The sequence below is a fragment of the Bradyrhizobium iriomotense genome (genome assembly GCF_030160715.1).
In the GTDB taxonomy this organism is placed as follows: domain Bacteria; phylum Pseudomonadota; class Alphaproteobacteria; order Rhizobiales; family Xanthobacteraceae; genus Bradyrhizobium; species Bradyrhizobium iriomotense.
In genome coordinates, this window is record NZ_BSOW01000001.1 from 386590 (window position 1) to 403711 (window position 17122).

The 17122-nt window shown below is 63.5% G+C and carries 17 protein-coding genes; 11 read left to right on the top strand and 6 right to left on the bottom strand.

Features of this window, described 5'->3' with window-relative positions:
• Nucleotides 1-121 precede the first annotated feature (121 nt).
• The 10 genes from QQL28_RS01740 to QQL28_RS01785 all read left to right on the top strand — a co-directional run bounded on the left by QQL28_RS01740 (nucleotide 122) and on the right by QQL28_RS01785 (nucleotide 9317).
• Nucleotides 122-877 (top strand): biotin/lipoate--protein ligase family protein, encoded by a 756-nt coding sequence (locus QQL28_RS01740; RefSeq protein ID WP_284260352.1) that lies wholly within the window; start codon nucleotides 122-124, stop codon nucleotides 875-877.
• A complete protein-coding gene (locus tag QQL28_RS01745; protein ID WP_284260353.1) occupies nucleotides 874-1413 on the top strand; it encodes a DUF6505 family protein in 540 nt (179 codons plus the stop codon). The genes QQL28_RS01740 and QQL28_RS01745 overlap by 4 nt, the downstream gene beginning before the upstream one ends.
• On the top strand, nucleotides 1410-2417 hold the full coding sequence (locus QQL28_RS01750; protein WP_284260354.1) for a DUF6352 family protein: 1008 nt from the start codon (nucleotides 1410-1412) through the stop codon (nucleotides 2415-2417). Before QQL28_RS01745 ends, QQL28_RS01750 begins: the two co-directional genes overlap by 4 nt.
• The gene (locus tag QQL28_RS01755) at nucleotides 2414-2929 is read left to right on the top strand and encodes a DUF3305 domain-containing protein (RefSeq protein ID WP_284260355.1); all 516 of its coding nucleotides are present in this window, start codon (nucleotides 2414-2416) and stop codon (nucleotides 2927-2929) included. The genes QQL28_RS01750 and QQL28_RS01755 overlap by 4 nt, the downstream gene beginning before the upstream one ends.
• On the top strand, nucleotides 2926-3534 hold the full coding sequence (locus QQL28_RS01760) for a DUF3306 domain-containing protein (protein WP_284260356.1): 609 nt from the start codon (nucleotides 2926-2928) through the stop codon (nucleotides 3532-3534). The genes QQL28_RS01755 and QQL28_RS01760 overlap by 4 nt, the downstream gene beginning before the upstream one ends.
• Before the next feature lie 146 nt (nucleotides 3535-3680).
• The gene (locus QQL28_RS01765; RefSeq protein WP_284260357.1) at nucleotides 3681-4460 is read left to right on the top strand and encodes a molecular chaperone TorD family protein; all 780 of its coding nucleotides are present in this window, start codon (nucleotides 3681-3683) and stop codon (nucleotides 4458-4460) included.
• A gap of 29 nt (nucleotides 4461-4489) precedes the next feature.
• Entirely contained in the window at nucleotides 4490-4708 is a 219-nt protein-coding gene (locus QQL28_RS01770) for a twin-arginine translocation signal domain-containing protein (protein WP_284260358.1), read from the top strand.
• Between the two features lie 2 nt (nucleotides 4709-4710).
• The gene (locus tag QQL28_RS01775) at nucleotides 4711-7653 is read left to right on the top strand and encodes a formate dehydrogenase subunit alpha (protein WP_284260359.1); all 2943 of its coding nucleotides are present in this window, start codon (nucleotides 4711-4713) and stop codon (nucleotides 7651-7653) included.
• Between the two features lie 12 nt (nucleotides 7654-7665).
• Nucleotides 7666-8262 (top strand): formate dehydrogenase FDH3 subunit beta, encoded by a 597-nt coding sequence (gene fdh3B / locus QQL28_RS01780; RefSeq protein WP_284260360.1) that lies wholly within the window; start codon nucleotides 7666-7668, stop codon nucleotides 8260-8262.
• Between the two features lie 41 nt (nucleotides 8263-8303).
• Complete coding sequence (locus QQL28_RS01785; RefSeq protein WP_284260361.1) at nucleotides 8304-9317, top strand: formate dehydrogenase subunit gamma; 1014 nt, start codon at nucleotides 8304-8306, stop codon at nucleotides 9315-9317.
• 1071 nt (nucleotides 9318-10388) lie between these two features.
• On the opposite strand, the gene QQL28_RS01790 is transcribed toward QQL28_RS01785, so the two are convergent.
• The 6 genes from QQL28_RS01790 to QQL28_RS01815 are packed head-to-tail and all read right to left on the bottom strand — an operon-like array spanning nucleotide 10389 to nucleotide 16021.
• Nucleotides 10389-11225, bottom strand: a complete 837-nt coding sequence (locus tag QQL28_RS01790; RefSeq protein WP_284260362.1) for an ABC transporter substrate-binding protein — start codon at nucleotides 11223-11225, stop codon at nucleotides 10389-10391.
• A 60-nt stretch (nucleotides 11226-11285) separates the two neighbouring features.
• Nucleotides 11286-11780: a MaoC family dehydratase gene (locus QQL28_RS01795; protein ID WP_284260363.1), complete on the bottom strand. Its 495-nt coding sequence runs from the start codon at nucleotides 11778-11780 to the stop codon at nucleotides 11286-11288.
• 10 nt (nucleotides 11781-11790) lie between these two features.
• A complete protein-coding gene (locus QQL28_RS01800; protein ID WP_284260364.1) occupies nucleotides 11791-13374 on the bottom strand; it encodes an acyl CoA:acetate/3-ketoacid CoA transferase in 1584 nt (527 codons plus the stop codon).
• 16 nt (nucleotides 13375-13390) lie between these two features.
• On the bottom strand, nucleotides 13391-14533 hold the full coding sequence (locus QQL28_RS01805; protein WP_284260365.1) for an acyl-CoA dehydrogenase family protein: 1143 nt from the start codon (nucleotides 14531-14533) through the stop codon (nucleotides 13391-13393).
• 15 nt (nucleotides 14534-14548) lie between these two features.
• Nucleotides 14549-14917, bottom strand: a complete 369-nt coding sequence (locus QQL28_RS01810) for a tautomerase family protein (RefSeq protein ID WP_284260366.1) — start codon at nucleotides 14915-14917, stop codon at nucleotides 14549-14551.
• 3 nt (nucleotides 14918-14920) lie between these two features.
• Nucleotides 14921-16021 carry a LacI family DNA-binding transcriptional regulator gene (locus QQL28_RS01815; protein ID WP_284260367.1) on the bottom strand — a complete coding sequence of 367 codons (1101 nt, stop codon included), beginning with the start codon at nucleotides 16019-16021 and terminating at the stop codon, nucleotides 14921-14923.
• A gap of 186 nt (nucleotides 16022-16207) precedes the next feature.
• Here QQL28_RS01815 and dapA point away from each other — a divergent pair, with 186 nt between their 5' ends.
• Nucleotides 16208-17113 (top strand): 4-hydroxy-tetrahydrodipicolinate synthase, encoded by a 906-nt coding sequence (dapA, locus tag QQL28_RS01820; RefSeq protein ID WP_284260368.1) that lies wholly within the window; start codon nucleotides 16208-16210, stop codon nucleotides 17111-17113.
• Nucleotides 17114-17122 lie beyond the last annotated feature (9 nt).

Here is a 17122-nt window from a genome sequence, read left to right on the forward strand (position 1 = left end):
GTCTTCGCTGGCTGCTCCAGGTGAATCCCTCCGTCAGTGCGGCGCGGGACTGGACTCGCGCCGATCCTTTGCCTCGTATAGATTTCCACTATCGGGAAGAAAAGGAAAGTGGAGGACGGCCTTGCCGTCGAGCCCGACCAGCCATGTTGCCCTGGCGGAACCGATCCATCTCCCGCCGCCATTCGCGCTCGTTCGGTTGCGCGAGAGCGGAGACGCCTTTGCCCACGCTTGCCGCATTGCACCCGAGAGCGGCGCCGGCACGCTGGTCTATGTCGGGCGGTTCGATCTCGCCGAATTCGCCGTCGTGCTCGAGCCGGGCGACCCCTTGAGCACCGCGCGCCGCGCCTTCTACGCCGGCATGGTCGCGCTCACCGACGCGCTTCGCGCCTATGCGCCGCCGAGCAAGACGGTTGCGATCGACTGGCCCGACGCGGTCCGGATTGACGGCGGGCTGGTCGGCGGCGGGCGGATGGGATGGCCGTCGTCCGCGCACGAGGACGAGCCGCCGGCATGGCTCGTGTTTGGCGCCATGATCCGGACTGTCGCCATGACCGAGCCGGGGCCCGGTGTTCAACCGCTGGCGTCTGCGCTGGACGAGGAGGGGTTTGGCGATGCAGGGGCCGTGCAGATGACGGAAAGCTTTGCACGGCACCTGATGCGCGCGATCGACGGCTGGCAGGTCGATGGCTTCGACAGCGTCGCGCGCGACTATCTCAGTCGCCTAGTCCGCGCGCGGAAGACCATCCTGCGGATCGATGATTGCGGCGATCTCCTCACACGCCGCATCAACACCGACCGGCCCGAGCGGAGGGAGCTAGTCAAGGCGCTTGCCACGCCATCCTGGCTCGATCCGAAGCTCGGAGGGCCGGGGCCGTGAAGCTCTTGCGCACCATCGCGCTGGATCCCTCGGACACCTTCGTGTTCGACGTTGCGGCCGTACCAGGCGAATGGGCCGTGTCCGGGGCGTTCCGCTTCTGCGATCAGGATCCTGCCAAGCTCAGCGGCAAGGCGCGCGCGGCCTTCCGCAGCGGCTTCCTCGGCGTGCAATCGTGGGGATGGTCGACGCTGGCGCAGATCGTCCCGGCGACCGAGGATGATTGCCGGGCGCTGATCGAGCTGCTTGCCAGGCAAATCGTCGACCGCTTCGGGGCGCCGGACATTGCAACTGCGAGGGCTGCGGCGGAGGAGGAAGTCGCCTTCGCGCAATCGCTCTGCACCCATCCGATCAGCGCGCTCATCGCCGTTCAGCGCTCGGTGAACGATGGCGAGGTCCGCGAGGCGTTCCGCAGGCTGCAACTGCGGAAACAGGAGGGCCACGGCAGGGCGTTCTCGTTCATGGAAGTGGAGGATGATGTCGAGCCCGATCATGATCTCCACCTTGCCGATTTGGGCCGGGAGCCGCGGCACCGATGAAGGATTTCTGGATCGCCTGCGGCCACCATCTGCTCGATCGCGACGAGAGCGGCGGGCTGTGCGTCACCGACGAGTTCCTGAAAGCCTATTTCGCGCGTCCCGAGCTGATGCCGCCGGACGATGCATGCCCGGTCGAGCGCAGGCTGCACCGCGAGCTACTCGCCGATCCGCGCAAGCCCGTCGGTGCGGACGAAGTCGCTACGATCGCCGATGCGGATGCCCGCGAAAACTGGCGGTTCGTCCTTGCCTTTCGCGATCTCCTTGCGCGACATCCGACGCTGGAGGCGGCCTACCTCGCAACACTGCGCTCGCGGGCCAACGATCTACCGCCGCTGTTCGTCAATCAGCTCGTGCACGTGATCCTGCGCAATGCGCTGGACGGCTGTGACGACCCCTTCGTGCTGCGCGCCGCGGAACTATTCTTCCGTCCGCAGCGCATCCTGCCGCATGAACAGGCCCTGCTGCTCGGTGATGAGGAGGTAGTCGGCGGCAAAAGCCGGACGCCGGTGCTCTCGCTGATGTCGATGCTGGGCGCAACGCATGATGCCGAGGTCGATGTCTTGAGCGAGGAGACCGCTGGCATCTATTGGGAGCGGAGCGACCTGTTCGACATGGCGTTCGACCTCTCCGCGGGCGGCCGCGGACCGACTGCGCTGGCGCAGGCGATGGCGCGCTGGATCTCCCATCTGCTTGGGATCGACGTCACCATCGAACCCTTGCGCGCGCTACACGAGGCGCGGCTCACCTGGTATGTCGGGCTCGATGTCGACGCCACCGGGCTCGGCGACCGTCTCTGGCATGGCGAGGAGCTGGACGAACGCAGCAAAGGCCAGGTGCTCGCGCTGTTCCGCCTGACGTTTGCACACGCGGGCGCGGCGATAGAAGCTGTTCGGGGAGAGCCGGTCTATCTCATCTTGGCGATGACGCCTGACCAGAAATTTCGGATGAAGCCACAGAATCTGCTGACGGGGCTACCGGTCAAACATTTGGAGATGGTGATGTGAGCCCCGCCGCGCTGCCACTCCTGCGCATTTCCGTCGGTGTCGTGGTCGAGCGGCGAAAGGCGGACTCGCCATGGGGCGACTTCCTGTGGCGCGCAGTCGCGGTGTTGCCGGATGAGCCGGACACAAGAGCCTGGACGGTACTTCGCGAAGAGGGCGAGACGATCTTGCTCTATGCCGGCAGCGCCATGGTCGATCTCTTCCCGTCCGAGACGGCGCGCTATCGCGACAATCTCGCATCTGGCAGTCCGAGCATCTGGACCGTTCTGGCGCCTTCGGAGGGCGTCTTGCCTTATTCGATTGCGGCAGTTACCGCCGATCCGGCCGAGGGCGAGGCGTTTACCGAGGCTGGGGCCAATCTGGTGGAAGCGGTGCCCATGCCGGAAGCGCTTCGCGAGGCGATTGAAAGTTTCGTCGCCGAGCACCACGTCGAACGAGTGTTCTTCAAGCGCAAGCGGCGGCAGGCCGATACCGAGGCACTGGCGCGCCGCCAGCATGAGGACGGACACGAATGAGCGAGGACAAGTTCCTGGCGCGCTGGTCCCGCCGCAAGCAGCAGGCCAAGTCAAACGCCTCGCCCTCCGACGCGGCAACGCACGACGACGTTCAATCGGCGCCACCATCCGCTGAAGACGACGAGCCGAACCTTGACTTGTCGAGCCTACCCTCGATCGACCAGATCACATCGGCGACCGACATCACCACGTTCCTGCGCAAAGGGATTCCGCAGGAGCTCACGCGTGCGGCGCTTCGTCGCGCCTGGAGTGCAGATCCAACCATCCGCGACTTCGTCGGACTTGCGGAGAACGCATGGGACTTCAACGACCCGAACGCGATGCCGGGGTTTGGATTGCTTGACTGTTCCAGCGAGCAACTGGCGGCTCTCGTTGACCGGATTGTAGGCGGAGTGCGCGAGGCGGCTCAAGCGCTGCCGGAGAGATCCGTCGAACCCGAGGATTCTTCTGCGGAATTGCAGCAGGCTGGACCCGTTGCCGATGCGGCGGAGCCTGCTGTGACCGAGCCTACTCCCGTTGCAGCGCAACCGGCGGCCGCTCACGAGACGGGGCCTGAAACGGCGCCAGTGCGGCGCCGCACGCATGGCGGCGCGCTGCCATCCTAGATGATCGACCAAAGGTTATAGCGTTAGGCTATGGTCAAGCGTTGACCACCCGCGGAACCAGGACTACGGTTCGCTAGTTCTTTGTAACAAAAGCGATAATCAGACAGCCGGGGACTTTGCAGACGCGGACTTGATGGGAGGTCCACGTGCGTGATGACGGGCTTGATCGCGCCATTGACGCCGCGGGCGGCGTTGCCCGGCTTGCGCGCAAAATTGGCATCAGCCAGCCCTCAGTCTCGAACTGGAGCAAGGTACCCGCACAACGGGTGATGGCAGTCGAAGCTGCAACTGGCGTGTCACGCAACGAGTTGCGGCCCGATCTTTATACCGAGGCATCCGTGTCCAAGCGGCCGATCGATCCCGTCGATGCGGCGCGTGCGCAGGAATATGCGCTGCTCGCGATGCTATTGTCCGCCGCGCCGCCGAGGAAGCTGCTCGATCAGCTTGCCGAATTGACCGGCGATGCGACTCCGCTTGGACGTGCGCATGCGGCGCTTGCCGAAGCCGCTGCCGGCGCGTCTGTTGCGCGTGTTGAACGCGAATATTTCGATCTGTTCATCGGTCTCGGCCGCGGCGAGCTCTTGCCGTATGCCTCCTATTATCTGACCGGATTTCTCAACGAGCGGCCGCTGTCGCGCCTGCGCGCCGACCTTGCTGCGCTCGGGATCGAGCGTGTTGCGAACGGTTCGGAGCCGGAAGATCACGCGGCCATTCTTTGCGAGATCATGGTAGGTCTTGCCGGCGGTCGCTTTGCGGCGACGTGTGACGCGCAGCGCGCCTTCTTCGAGAAACACGTCGCACCCTGGATGGGGCGGCTGTTCGCCGACATCGAGAGCGCGGAGAGCGCCACCTTCTATTGTGCGGTCGGCGCGCTTGGTCGCGCCTTTATCGAGATCGAGACGGAAGCATTCACGTTCGCCAACTGACCGGCACGCGCAGGTCCAGGAGAAGTGCGATGAGTGACGACAAGAAAGCCACAGTTGGTCGCCGCGACTTCCTGCGCAAGATGGGCATCGGCACGGTGGGCGCCGGCGCGACCCTCGCGACACCGCTGGTCGGGTCCGCGCAGGCCGATAGCGAGACCAACGATGAGAAGCGCAAGGCGCGCTACAGGGAATCCGATCACGTCAAGGCCTTTTACCGCGTCAATCGTTATCCGGCTAAGGGAGGCTGACCGTGCTGATCAAGCGAACACACCAGCATTCCCTGAGCCATGGTTCCGTTGCCGTCTCCCTTGCCGGTCAGGCCGGTGGCCTCGACCGCCGCAGTTTCCTGCGCAAGTCCGGCCTTGCCGGCGGTGCGCTTGCTGCGCTCGGCACCATGCCGCTCGCCAGCGTGCGCAAGGCGGAAGCGGCGATGGCCGGCCCACTCACCGCGGGCGCGAGCGTGCGCAAGAGCATCTGCACGCATTGCTCGGTTGGGTGTACGGTGACGGCCGAGGTCCTGAACGGGGTCTGGGTCGGCCAAGAGCCGAGCTGGGATTCCCCGATCAATCGCGGCTCGCATTGTGCCAAGGGCGCCTCCGTGCGCGAACTCGTGCATAGCGAGCGGCGACTGCGCTATCCGATGAAGCTCGTGGGCGGGCAGTGGACCCGTGTGTCGTGGGATACCGCGATCAACGAGATTGGCGACAAGCTTCAAGCCGTACGTGAGAAGTCGGGCCCCGATTCCGTTTATTGGCTGGGTTCCGCCAAGATGACCAACGAAGGCGCCTATCTGTTCCGCAAGCTCGGCGCGTTCTGGGGAACCAACAACACCGATCACCAGGCGCGCATCTGCCATTCAACCACCGTCACCGGCGTCGCCAACACCTGGGGCTACGGCGCGATGACCAACAGCTACAACGACATCCGCAATGCGAAGACGCAGGTCATCCTGGGTGGCAATCCGGCCGAGGCGCATCCGGTCTCGCTGCAGCATCTGCTCGAGGGCAAGGAGCTGCAAAAGGCCAACTTTGTCGTCATCGACCCGCGCCTGACGCGAACGGCCGCTCACGCGACGGAATATGTGCGCATGCGACCGGGCACCGACATCCCCGTGCTCTACGGCATGATGTGGCACATTCTCCAGAATGGCTGGGAGGACAAGGAATTCATCCGGCAGCGCGTCTACGGGTTCGACGATCTCCGGAAGGAAGTGGAGAAGTGGAATCCGGAAGAAGTCGAACGTGTCTCTGGCATTCCTGGCGAACAGCTCAAGCGCGTCGCCAAGATGTTTGCCACCGAAAAGCCGGCGACTCTGATCTGGGCCATGGGCCAGACTCAGAAGACGGTCGGCACTGCCAACGTGCGCGCCAGTTGCATCCTGCTGTTGATGACCGGCAATGTTGGCGGAGAGGGTAAGGGAGCCAACATCTTCCGTGGCCATGATAACGTGCAGGGCGCGACCGACGTCGGGCTCGATATCGTCACGCTACCGTTCTACTATGGCCTCGCCGAAGGCGCCTGGAAGCACTGGTCGCGGGTTTGGGAGGTCGACTATGAATTCCTGAAGTCGCGCTTCGACTCCAAGCAGATCATGGAAACGCCGGGCATCCCGCTGACCCGCTGGTTCGAAGCGGTGACGCTGCCGAAGGATCAGGTTGCGCAAAAGGACAATGTGAAGGCGGTGTTCGTGCAGGGGCACGCCTCCAACAGCATCACCCGCATTCCCGAATCCCTTAATGGCCTGAAGGCGCTCGAGCTGCTCGTCATCGCCGATCCGCATCCGACGACCTGGGCCTCGCTCTCCGTCGAGGCGGGGCGCAAGGATGGCGTCTACATTCTCCCGGTCGCCACCCAGTTCGAATGCAAGGGTTCGCGCGTCGCCTCCAACCGCTCGCTGCAATGGGGCGAGCAGATCGTGAAGCCGATCTTCGAGGCGAAGGATGATCTCGAGATTATCTATCTTCTGGCCAAGAAGTTTGGCTTCGCCGACCAGATGTTCAAGAACATCAAGGTCGGGAACAATCTGCCCGAGGCGGAGGATGTGCTGCGCGAGATGAACCGCGGCAGCTGGTCGACCGGCTATTGCGGGCAATCGCCCGAACGCCTCAAGGCGCACATGAAGAACCAGGCGAAGTTCGATATGCTGACGATGCGGGCGCCGAAGGACGATCCCGAGGTCGGCGGCGACTATTACGGTCTGCCCTGGCCGTGCTGGGGATCTCCGGAGGTCAAGCATCCCGGCACGCCGCTGCTCTACAATACCAATCTGCATGTGATGGATGGCGGCGGCACGTTCCGGCCGCGGTTCGGCATCGAGCGCGAGGAGAAGCTGCCGGACGGAACGACGCGGAAGGTGAGCCTGCTCGCAGAAGATTCATACTCGCTGGGGTCGGGAATCCAGGACGGCTATCCGGAATTCACGCTGGCGGTTCTGAAGAAGCTCGGCTGGGACACCGAGCTCACCGAAGCGGAGACGGCCGTGATCAACAAGATCAATCCGGCCAATCCGGACACGGTGTCCTGGTCGCTCGACCTTTCCGGCGGCATCCAGCGCGTCGCGCTGGCGCATGGCTGCGTTCCCTATGGAAACGGCAAGGCGCGCATGAATGCGTTCGGCTTGCCCGATCCCATCCCAGTCCACCGCGAGCCGATCTACACGCCGCGGGTCGATCTTGTCGCCAAATACCCGACGATGCCCGACGCCAAGCAGTTCCGGATGCCCAATATCGGCTTTTCCGTGCAGAAGGCGGCAGTGGAGAAGGGGATCGCCAAGCAATTCCCGCTGATCCTGTCGTCCGGCCGTCTTGTCGAATATGAAGGCGGCGGCGAGGAGACCCGCACCAATCCGTGGCTGGCCGAATTGCAGCAGGACATGTTCGTCGAGATCAATCCCGCCGATGCCGCTGAGCGCGGCGTCAAGGACGGCGGCTGGGTCTGGGTCACGGGTGCCGAGAGCAATTCCAGGGCGAGAATGAAGGCGCTCGTCACCGAGCGTGTCGGCAAGGGCGTGGCCTGGATGCCCTTCCACTTCGGCGGTTGGCTCTCAGGCAGGGATCTGCGCGGCAACTACCCGAAGGGCACCGACCCGATCGTGCTCGGCGAAAGCGCCAACACGATCACGACCTACGGATACGATCCCGCGACGGGTATGCAGGAGCCCAAGGTCACTCTCTGCCAGATCGCGGCGGCATAAGGAGCAACGACGATGGCACGTATGAAGTTTCTCTGCGACGCCGATCGTTGCATCGAGTGCAACGCCTGCGTCACGGCCTGCAAGAACGAGCACGAGGTGCCTTGGGGCATAAACCGACGCCGTGTCGTCACCATCAATGACGGCAAGCCTGGCGAACGTTCGGTCTCGATGGCGTGCATGCATTGCACCGATGCACCCTGCGCCGCCGTGTGCCCGGTGAACTGCTTCTACACCACCGCCGACGGCGTGGTGCTGCACTCCAAGGATCTCTGCATCGGCTGTGGTTATTGCTTTTACGCCTGTCCGTTTGGCGCGCCGCAATATCCGAAGATCGGCAATTTCGGCTCTCGCGGCAAGATGGACAAATGCACCTATTGCGCCGGAGGGCCGGAGGCCGACGGCAGCAAGGAGGAATACGAGAAGTATGGTGCGAACAGGCTTGCCGAAGGCAAGCTACCGCTCTGCGCCGAGATGTGCTCGACCAAATCGCTGCTGGCCGGAGACGGCGAGATCATTGCTCAAATCTATAAGGAGCGCGTCATGAAACGGGGCTACGGCTCGGGTGCCTGGGGCTGGAAGACGGCTTATCGCGAGACGATCGAATCCTGAGTTGCGACTTTGGCAGGGGCGCGTACGACCAGGGAGGAGTTATGAGCTCATTTGCAAGATTCATTCGCCTGGTTGTTGGCGCGTGCGCTCTGCTCTTGTTGATCATGGCGCTGCCGGTGCCGGCGAACGCCCAGCAGATCAATCCGACAGCAAGCTCGGTGACCGAGCGGCAGTTGCTTCAGGAGATGGACCGGATTCAAGGGCGCGTCAGCATCCCGGACCAGCGCTCCAGCGTGTTGATGCAGCCGGCTGGCCGCGAGTGGCGTGAATTCCGCAACGTCGCGCTGCGCTGGATCGGTGGCGTGGCCATCCTCGGCATGTTGGCGGTTCTCGTGATCTTCTATTTGATGCGCGGCATGGTCCGCCTCGAAAGCGGGCGGTCAGGGCGCACCATTGTGCGCTTCAACATGTTTGAACGTTTCGTGCACTGGATGACCGCTTCCTGCTTCATCATTCTGGCGATCTCCGGCCTTAACATCACTTTCGGGCGGCCGCTACTGCTGCCGCTAATTGGATTCGAGACGTTTTCAGAATGGTCGCAATGGGCGAAGTATGCCCATAATTATCTGAGCTTCCCGTTCACGATTGGAGTCGTGCTGATCTTTCTGATGTGGATCGGTGGCAACATCCCGAACAAGGTGGATGTGGAGTGGATCAAGCGGGGCGGCGGTCTGATCGGGCATGATCACCCGCCGGCCCGTCGGTTCAACGCAGGCCAGAAGGGGATCTATTGGATCGTCGTGATCGGCGGAGGTCTCGTCGCCGCGAGCGGCTACGTCCTCATGTTCCCGTTCTACGCGACGGGGATCGAGGGCATGCAGATGGCCCAGGTCGTTCACGCCATAGTCGGGGTGCTGTTCATCGCCGCGATGCTGGCGCACATTTACATCGGCACGATCGGTATGGAAGGTGCCTTCGAAGCGATGGGATCAGGCGAGGTAGATGTCAATTGGGCGCGCGAGCATCACAGCCTGTGGGCGGACGAGGAACTGGCGCGCACGGGCCCGAATGGCAGTCAACGACAGCCGCGCCACGCAGCCACCGCGGCGGAGTAGCTGCTGAGAGGGGCCCTTGGCCGCTCCCTAAAGCATGATCCGGAAAAGTGTGAAGCGGTTTTCCGGAAAGATCATGCGCAAACAACAACCTAAAGCGCGATGACGATTCATCCTAATCTCATCGCGCTTTAGAGACGTACGCCCGTTGTCGCAAAGGCCTGTGCGACGGGTTCCTGGATGCTGCTAAGCACCACAGCCGAGGCTGTCGCGATCACGACAGCCGCCACGCAGGCGAGCAGGAAAGCTTTCATCCCAATCCTCCACAACTTGGCACGGTGCCCGACTCCTAACATCACCCCAAGGCCTCACAGGCGACAGGAGGTGACAGTCCACCGGCGGTCATAGCAGCCGACCGCCCGTGCTGATCAGTGGAACGATATCCTCGAAGAGCTGGGGCGATAAGTCGAAAAGCAACACAACGTTGCAGTGAAACCAATGCTAGTCAGGCTAAAGAGCATTTGTGCCCTCTCGATGTGGCAGCAACATTGACAACCGAGCCGTTGCCCATAGCGGCTGTTGGCCGACGCCCTTGGTCGCGTTCACTGTGCTCGTGAGCAATCCGCCACAGGACAAAACGCGATCCCGCGACGGGGCAGCCATTGACGCAAAGCGGACCTCCCTCGCTGAACGTCGCTCTTTCTGGCTTCAGTTGGCTCAAATTGGCCATGATGGATGGGAGTGAGAGTTAAGAAAAGTCAACCACTTAGAGGGTCGCGAGTGGACAAGGTGTGCACCGGGAGATCAAGAAAAATCTTGCGACAGCCAACGAGGAGCAATCTTTCTTAAGCGGACGGGTCGGCCTTCAGTGGTGCCAGTGCAACGCAAGATTTCGAGAGTGACGGCAGACTGTGCGAGGCTGACGAGCAACCTCAGTTCTCGAAGATGAAATCGCCACGTAATCGCGTAGGCGTGCTGATCCACCCGAGATCAAACCGTTCGTACGGTACGGGCTGGTCGCGTTCCCCGCGACCAACGAGTATAGCGGGCGGATGCTCCTGTTCTCCGATCAGCGGTAGCTGTTGATAGGGTCGATCGTATGTGCGCTGTCACACATGAGGTAGCGCAAGCTTGTCAATTCGTTGGCCCGTCCCCGCGAATAGCGAACGTCGTCGCCTTCAGCTTGGTCATGCCGAACTTGTCGAACAGCTTGTCATAGGTGCCGTCGGCGCGGGCCGCGGTGAGGGCGTCGGCGAAAGCCTGGGCCAGCAGCTTGTCGCGGAAGGCAAAGGTGATGTCGGTGCCGGCGATGTCGCGGACCCAGATCTTTGCGATGCCTTTCTGCTCGAGCGAGTTCGCGGTCTCATTGATGTTGAGCGCAGCTTCGAGCTGGCCGGCGCGCAATGCCGCCGAGGTCGCGGTCACCGTGGCGAAGGTGCGCAGCTCGATCGGCTTGAGGCCCTTGGCCTCCATCGCGGCGCTGAACTCGCGCGCCTTGCGCTCGGTGTAGGTCGCCGATTCTACGCCCACCACACGGCCGGCGAGGTCCTCGAATTTCTCTAGCTTCAGGCTGGAGGAGGGATCGGTGTAGATGCTGATCGCCTGCTGCGCGTAAGGCACGAGATAGAGCATTTTTGAGCGCTCCTCGGTCCAGAACAAGCCGGTGTTGATGGTGTCGAAGCGGCCGGAGCGGAGCGCCGGGATCATCGGCGGGAAGTCCATGCGCAAAAACACCGGCTCGACGCAGATGCGCTTGGCGATCTCGCGGGCGAGCTCGACGTTGAGGCCCTGCAATTCCCCCTTGTCGTCGACGAATTGCTGCGGCGGCAGTGTCGGGTTGATCGACATCTGCCATTTCGGCGCCTCGATCAGGCTCGATGCCGGTACTTTCGGCGTGCAGGTCTGGGCGCCGGCGACCTGGGTCAGGCCGATCAGCAGAGCGAGGGCGGAGAAGGTTTTTGGAAATCGCATCTGAATACTCCAATCAAATCGTGGGTGGCAGAGGAGCCGTTCTCCGGTCCGACGTCTTCTTCATTGTTGCGCGGCCGCCGTCGCGTCGCGCGCGGCTTGCCGGGTCAGGATCAGCGAGATGTGACGGGCTGCTGTCACCACCTCGTCGCGCTGATTGAGGAGGTCCAGCGTCTCGACGACGATGCCGCGCTCGGGATTCTTGGTCGGCCGCTTCTCGATGAAGCGGAAGCGCACGCGCAAGGAGTCGCCGGCGACGATGGGCCCTTTGAATTTGACCTCGTCCCAGCCGAGCGAGGCCACGGAAGTCTCCTCGTACAGCTTTAGCTCCGATTTCAGCCCTTCCATCAGCGACAGGCCGAACAGCCCGTGGCCGATCACCGCCGGAAAGCCGCGCGACCGCGCATAGGCGCCGTCGACGTGGAGCGGGTGGTGATCGCGCGTGACGTCGGCAAAGGCCGTGATGTCGGCCTCCGTCACGGTATGCACGGCAGTCTCGAACTCCGCGCCGAGCACGATATCTTCGTAACGGAGATTGATCGGGGCGCCGGCGTTCATGCTGATCGCCTCAGGCGACCTTGCGCGGCCGCGCCGGCAGCGCCATGAAACTCTGCGCGATTCCCATCGGCCCGAACCGGAAGATGCGCGGGTCCATATCCTTCAGTTGCGGGCTGATGCGCGGCTTGAAGCCCAAGTTCGCGAGGATGTCCTCCGCGAGGCGCACGCCCGGCGCGATCTCGGTCAGGGTCACGTGGCCGTTCTCGAGCTCGAACACGGCGCGCTCGGTGACGTAGCTGACGTGCTGGCCGCGCTGTGCGGCGAGCGAGGCGCTGAAGCTGATCTGGCCGACTTGCGGGACGAATTTGCGGAAGGCGCCGTCGCGCCGGATCGCGAGGCGGCCGTTCTCGACGCCGATGTCGAACTTGCCGCCGGTCATGGTGCCGCTGAAGATCAGCCGCTTTGCGTTCTGGGTGATGTCGATGAAGCCGCCGGAGCCGTCGCGGCGCTCGCCGAAGCGGGTGACGTTGACGTTGCCGGACTCGTCGACCTCGGCGAAGGACAGGAAAGCGCAGGACAGCCCTCCACCGTCGTAGAAGTCGAACTGATAGGCCTGGTCGAGGATGACGCGCGGATTGATCGCAGTGCCGAATTCGCGCGCATGGCCGGGCACGCCGCCGACCACGCCGGATTCCACGGTCAGCGTGATCAGATCCGAAATGCCTTCCTCGGCCGCGACATTGGGGATCATGGCGGAGATGCCGACGCCGAGATTGACGACGTCGCGCGGGCGCAGCTCGAACGCGGCCCGGCGGGCGATCACCCGGCGCTCGGTGAGCGGATCGGGCGTGATCATCGCCCCTGGGACCCGCGTCTCGCCGCAGCGCGCCGGGTCATAGGCGGTGCCGTAGGTCTGCATCTGCTCGGGCTCGAGCACGACATGGTCGATCAGGAAGCCGGGGATCTTGACCATCTGCGGATGGATCGAGCCGCGCTTCACGATGCGCTTGACCTGGCAGATCACGGTGCCGCCGGCATTGTGCACGGCCTGCGCGATTGAAAGATCCTCGCGCGTCGTGCCCTCGTGCTCCATGCTGATATAGCCGTCCTCGTCGGCGGAGGTGCCGCGGATGATGGCGACATCGGGCGGAGCTGGGACGCGGTAGAGCAGCCAGCACTGACCGTGCAGTTCGAGCAAATCGACCAGCGGCGCGGTGGTGCGCTTGTTCATGCGGCCGCCGTCCTGGCGCGGATCCATGTAGGTGTTGAGGCCGACATGGGTGAGTACGCCCGGATGTTTTGCAGCCATGGCGCGGCAGAGCTGGCTCATGACTCCTTGCGGGAAATTATAGGCGTCGATCAGCTCGTCGCGGACGAGGCGCATGAACGGCACCTGGAGGCCGAAATTGCCGCCGATCACGCGCGCGATCAGGCCTTCATGGGCGAGATGGCAGAGGCCCTTCTCGGTCACAGCGCCGACGCCGGTAATGTTGATCAGCGACAGATTATGCGGCCCCTGGCCGCCCAGAAAACGCCGTTCCAGGGCATCGAGGACGGCTTCGGCAGCTCCTGTGCCGCCATTGCCGCCGACGATCAGAGTATCAGCGTCGCGGATCAGGCCGGCGGCCTCTGCCGCGGTGATGATGCTCAGCATGAGCGCGCGTCCCGCATCACGCGGCCTCCTTCTCGACCTGGCGGGCGATGATCAGCCGCTGGATCTGGTTGGTGCCCTCGTAGATCTGGGCGAGGCGCACGTCGCGGAATAGCCGCTCGATGCGATATTCGCGCGAATAGCCGTTGCCGCCGTGAATCTGAAGCGCATTGGAGACGTGCTTCATCGCCATGTCGGTCGTGAACAGCTTGGCCTGCGCCGCCTCCTTGGCGATCGGCTCGCCGGCATCATGGAGCCGCGCGGCATGGTGGATCAGGAGGCGTGCGGCGGCGATGTCGGTCGACATGTCCGCGAGCATGAACTGCACGGCCTGGAAGCCGATGATGGCCTGGCCGAACTGCTTGCGGTCCTTTGCATAGGCGATAGCGTCCTCGAATGCAGCCTGGGCCATGCCGAGCGCCATCGAGGCCATCATCAGCCGGCTGAAGTTGAAATTGCTCATGGCCATCTTGAACGCCTGGTTCTCCGGTCCCATCACACAGTCGGCCTGCAGGCGCACGTCTGAGAAGGTGATCTGGCAGTCGTCGAGGCCGTGCATGCCAAGCAGCTCCTCGTTCTTGCCGCGGGCGATGCCGGGCAGGGCGCCGTCGACGAGGAGACAGGAGATGGCGCGATGGCCCGCATCCGCGCCGGTGCGTGCGAACACCATGATGCGGTCGGCGACGCCGCCGAGCGTCACCCAAGCCTTGGTGCCGTTGAGCCGCCAGCCGCTGCCCTCGTGCACCGCATGGGTGCGGATGCTCGCGACATCGGAGCCGTGATCGGGCTCGGAGACGGCGGTGGCGGGAATGATGTCGCCGCTGAGAATCTTGGGGATCAGCGCCTTGTGAGCATCGATGCCGTGATGGTCGAAGAACAGCACGGCTTCGACGGGGATCGCGAAGGCATTGGCGACCGCGCCGGAGCAGCGCGCCAGTTCCTCCATCGCGATGCAGGCCGCGACCGCATCGAGCCCGGCACCTCCGGCGCCTTCGCGCAGGCAGATGCCGAACAGGCCGAGATCGGCCATACCCTTGTAGAGCGTCCGGTCGAAGCGGTCCTCGCGATCGATCGCGGCCGCGCGCGGCAGGATCTCGGCCTCCGCGAAGCGGCGGGTGGTGTCGCGCAGGGCTTTCTGGTCTTGGCTGTAGAAGCGGTCCATGGCGTGCGGCTCCCGTCAGTCGCTGGCGAGCTTGGAATCGTGGGAGACTTCGCTGCGGTCCCGATCGAGAAAATAGACCGCGACGTCGTCGCCCGGCACGCCATAGGCGCTGCACACGCCGCGGGTCAGCGCGATGGCGGCGGTGCGGCGCTCGGCCTCGCTGCGGCGGAACGCGTGCACCTTGAGCAGAATGCGCTGGCCGGTGTCCTGGGCACCGAATGTGCCAGCATGCGCGTAGTCATCCGGCGGAATGGGCAAGAAATAGAGTGTCACCGTATCTGCGGTCACGCCGAACGCCGACATCAGGCCGTCGGTCACCGACCGCGCCAGCGCGGCCTTGCGCTGGGACGAAATTTGCGGGGCGAGCACTTCGACATAGGGCATCGATCAGACCTTCGCGGACTTGACTGCTGACGATTTGGGCGCGGACGATTTGGATGGAGACGATTTGCGCTTGCCGTATCTCGCCGGGATCGGGGCATCGATTTGGCGACAGGAGTCGCGCTTGATCAGCCGGGCGCCGACGCGATATTCGCGGACACCGTCATTGCCGTTGCCCTTCGCGTCCATACGATGCAGCAGCCGGTCGACGGCGAGATTGGCGAGATCGCGCGCGCCATTGTCGACGATGCTGATGGCGGGGCGATGCCATTCGAACCACGGCATGTCCTCGTAGCAGAGCAGCGACAGATTGTCGGGGATTGCGATGTTCAGCTCCGCCGTCACGCGCAGCACGCCCAGCGTCGCTTCATGGTTGGCGACGAAGATCGCACTCGGCGGGCGGGGGAGGTCGAGCAGCTTGCGGCAGCACGTCGCACCTGTCTCCGGCACGAAATGGCCGGCATGAATCAATGTGTCGTCCTTGGCGATGCCGGCCTCGCGCAGCGCGCGGACATAGCCGGACAAGCGCTCACGGCCCGATGTCGTGTCCTGGCGGCCGACGATCAGCCCGATCCGCTTGTGCCCGAGCTCGATCAGGTGGCGCGTGCCGAGATACGCGCCTTGCGGATCGTCCGCGAGCACGGTCTCGAGATCGGTTGCGTCATCGCGACGCACCAAGCAGACGATCGGAACGTCCTTCGCCAGGGTCTTGAGCTGCGCGCCGTTCTTACCCGTGGGCACCACGATCAGCCCGTCGATGCGATGATCGACCAGCGTCGTGAGCGTGTCGCTCTCCTGCTGCGGATCGTCGCCGCCGATGCACAGAAGCATCTGATAACCCAGCGCCTTCAGGCGCGCCTGCACCACTTCGGCCATCACCTGGAACGATGCGTTGGTGAGATTGTGCACGAGAAGCGCCACGAGGCGCGACTGCCCCGTCTTCAGGCCACGCGCGATCGGGTTCGGCCGGTAACCGAGCTCGCGCGCGATGTGCATCAGGCGCTGCTGCGTGCGCTCGCTGGTCAGTCCCGTCCCGGTCAGCGCACGGGAAGCCGTGCTGACCGAAACGCGGGCCGCCTGTGCCACATCTTTGAGCGTGACGCTCATCAAACCTGCCGATAGACTGCAAACGATTGCAAAAAGCTATGAGCTAATCCTGCAAGGATCAAGCTTAAAAATTGGATGGTGTTGCCCAATGCAGAGCCAGTTACGCAATCGTTTGCATAAAATATGCGGATATTCCGCAGGCGACAGCCATTCCCGGCATTCACTCGTTTATCTGGCGGCTATAGAATGAAGACGTTTCGCGGCACCTACACCGTCATGGTCACTCCGTTTACGACAGGAGGCGAGGTTGATGTCGCGGCGCTGCGCGCCTTCGTGGACTGGCAGATCGCGCAAGGCATTCACGGGCTGATCCCGCTCGGCTCGACCGGCGAGTTCCTGTCACTGGACGATGACGAGAAGGCACTGGTTGCCGAGATCGTCATCCGCCAGGCCGCGGGTCGCGTGCCCGTGCTGATCGGCACCGGGGCGGAAGATACGCGGGAGGTGGTGCGTCTTAGTCGCCGTGCTGAAAAATTGGGCGCGGACGGCGTCATGATCATTCCGCCATTCTATTCGACGCCGACCGACGACGAGCTCGTTCATCACTACAAGACGGTGGCGGATGCGATCTCGCTGCCGATCATGATCTACAACAACCCGGCGACCGCCAATGTCGATCTCAAGCCACAGCTCGTTGCGCGCATCGCCGAGATCGAGAACTGCCTCTATATCAAGGAGTCGACGCTGGAGGTGACGCGGGTGCGCGACATCATCCGCCTCTGCGGCGACAGGATGACCGTGTTCGGTGGCATCCTCGGCTTCGAATCCTTCGTCGAGGGCGCGCGGGGCTGGGTCGCGGTTGCCTCCAATGTCGTGCCGTCCGAGATGGCACGCATCTTCAGTCTCGTGGCCGACGAGGGTGCGATCAAGGAGGCGCGCGAGCTCTACCTGAAATATCTGCCGGTGATCGAATTCGTCGGCGGTCAGGCCTATGTCGCCGGGAGCAAGGCGCTGCTCGGCCATATGGGCTTTTCGGTCGGCAATCCACGTCCGCCACGGCTGCAGCTGCCGGCTGCGCAGGATGCGGCTGCACGCGCCCTGGTCAAGACGTTCGATCTGGCGTGGCGCGGCGCGCCAATCGCGGCTGCTTAAATTGAGTAT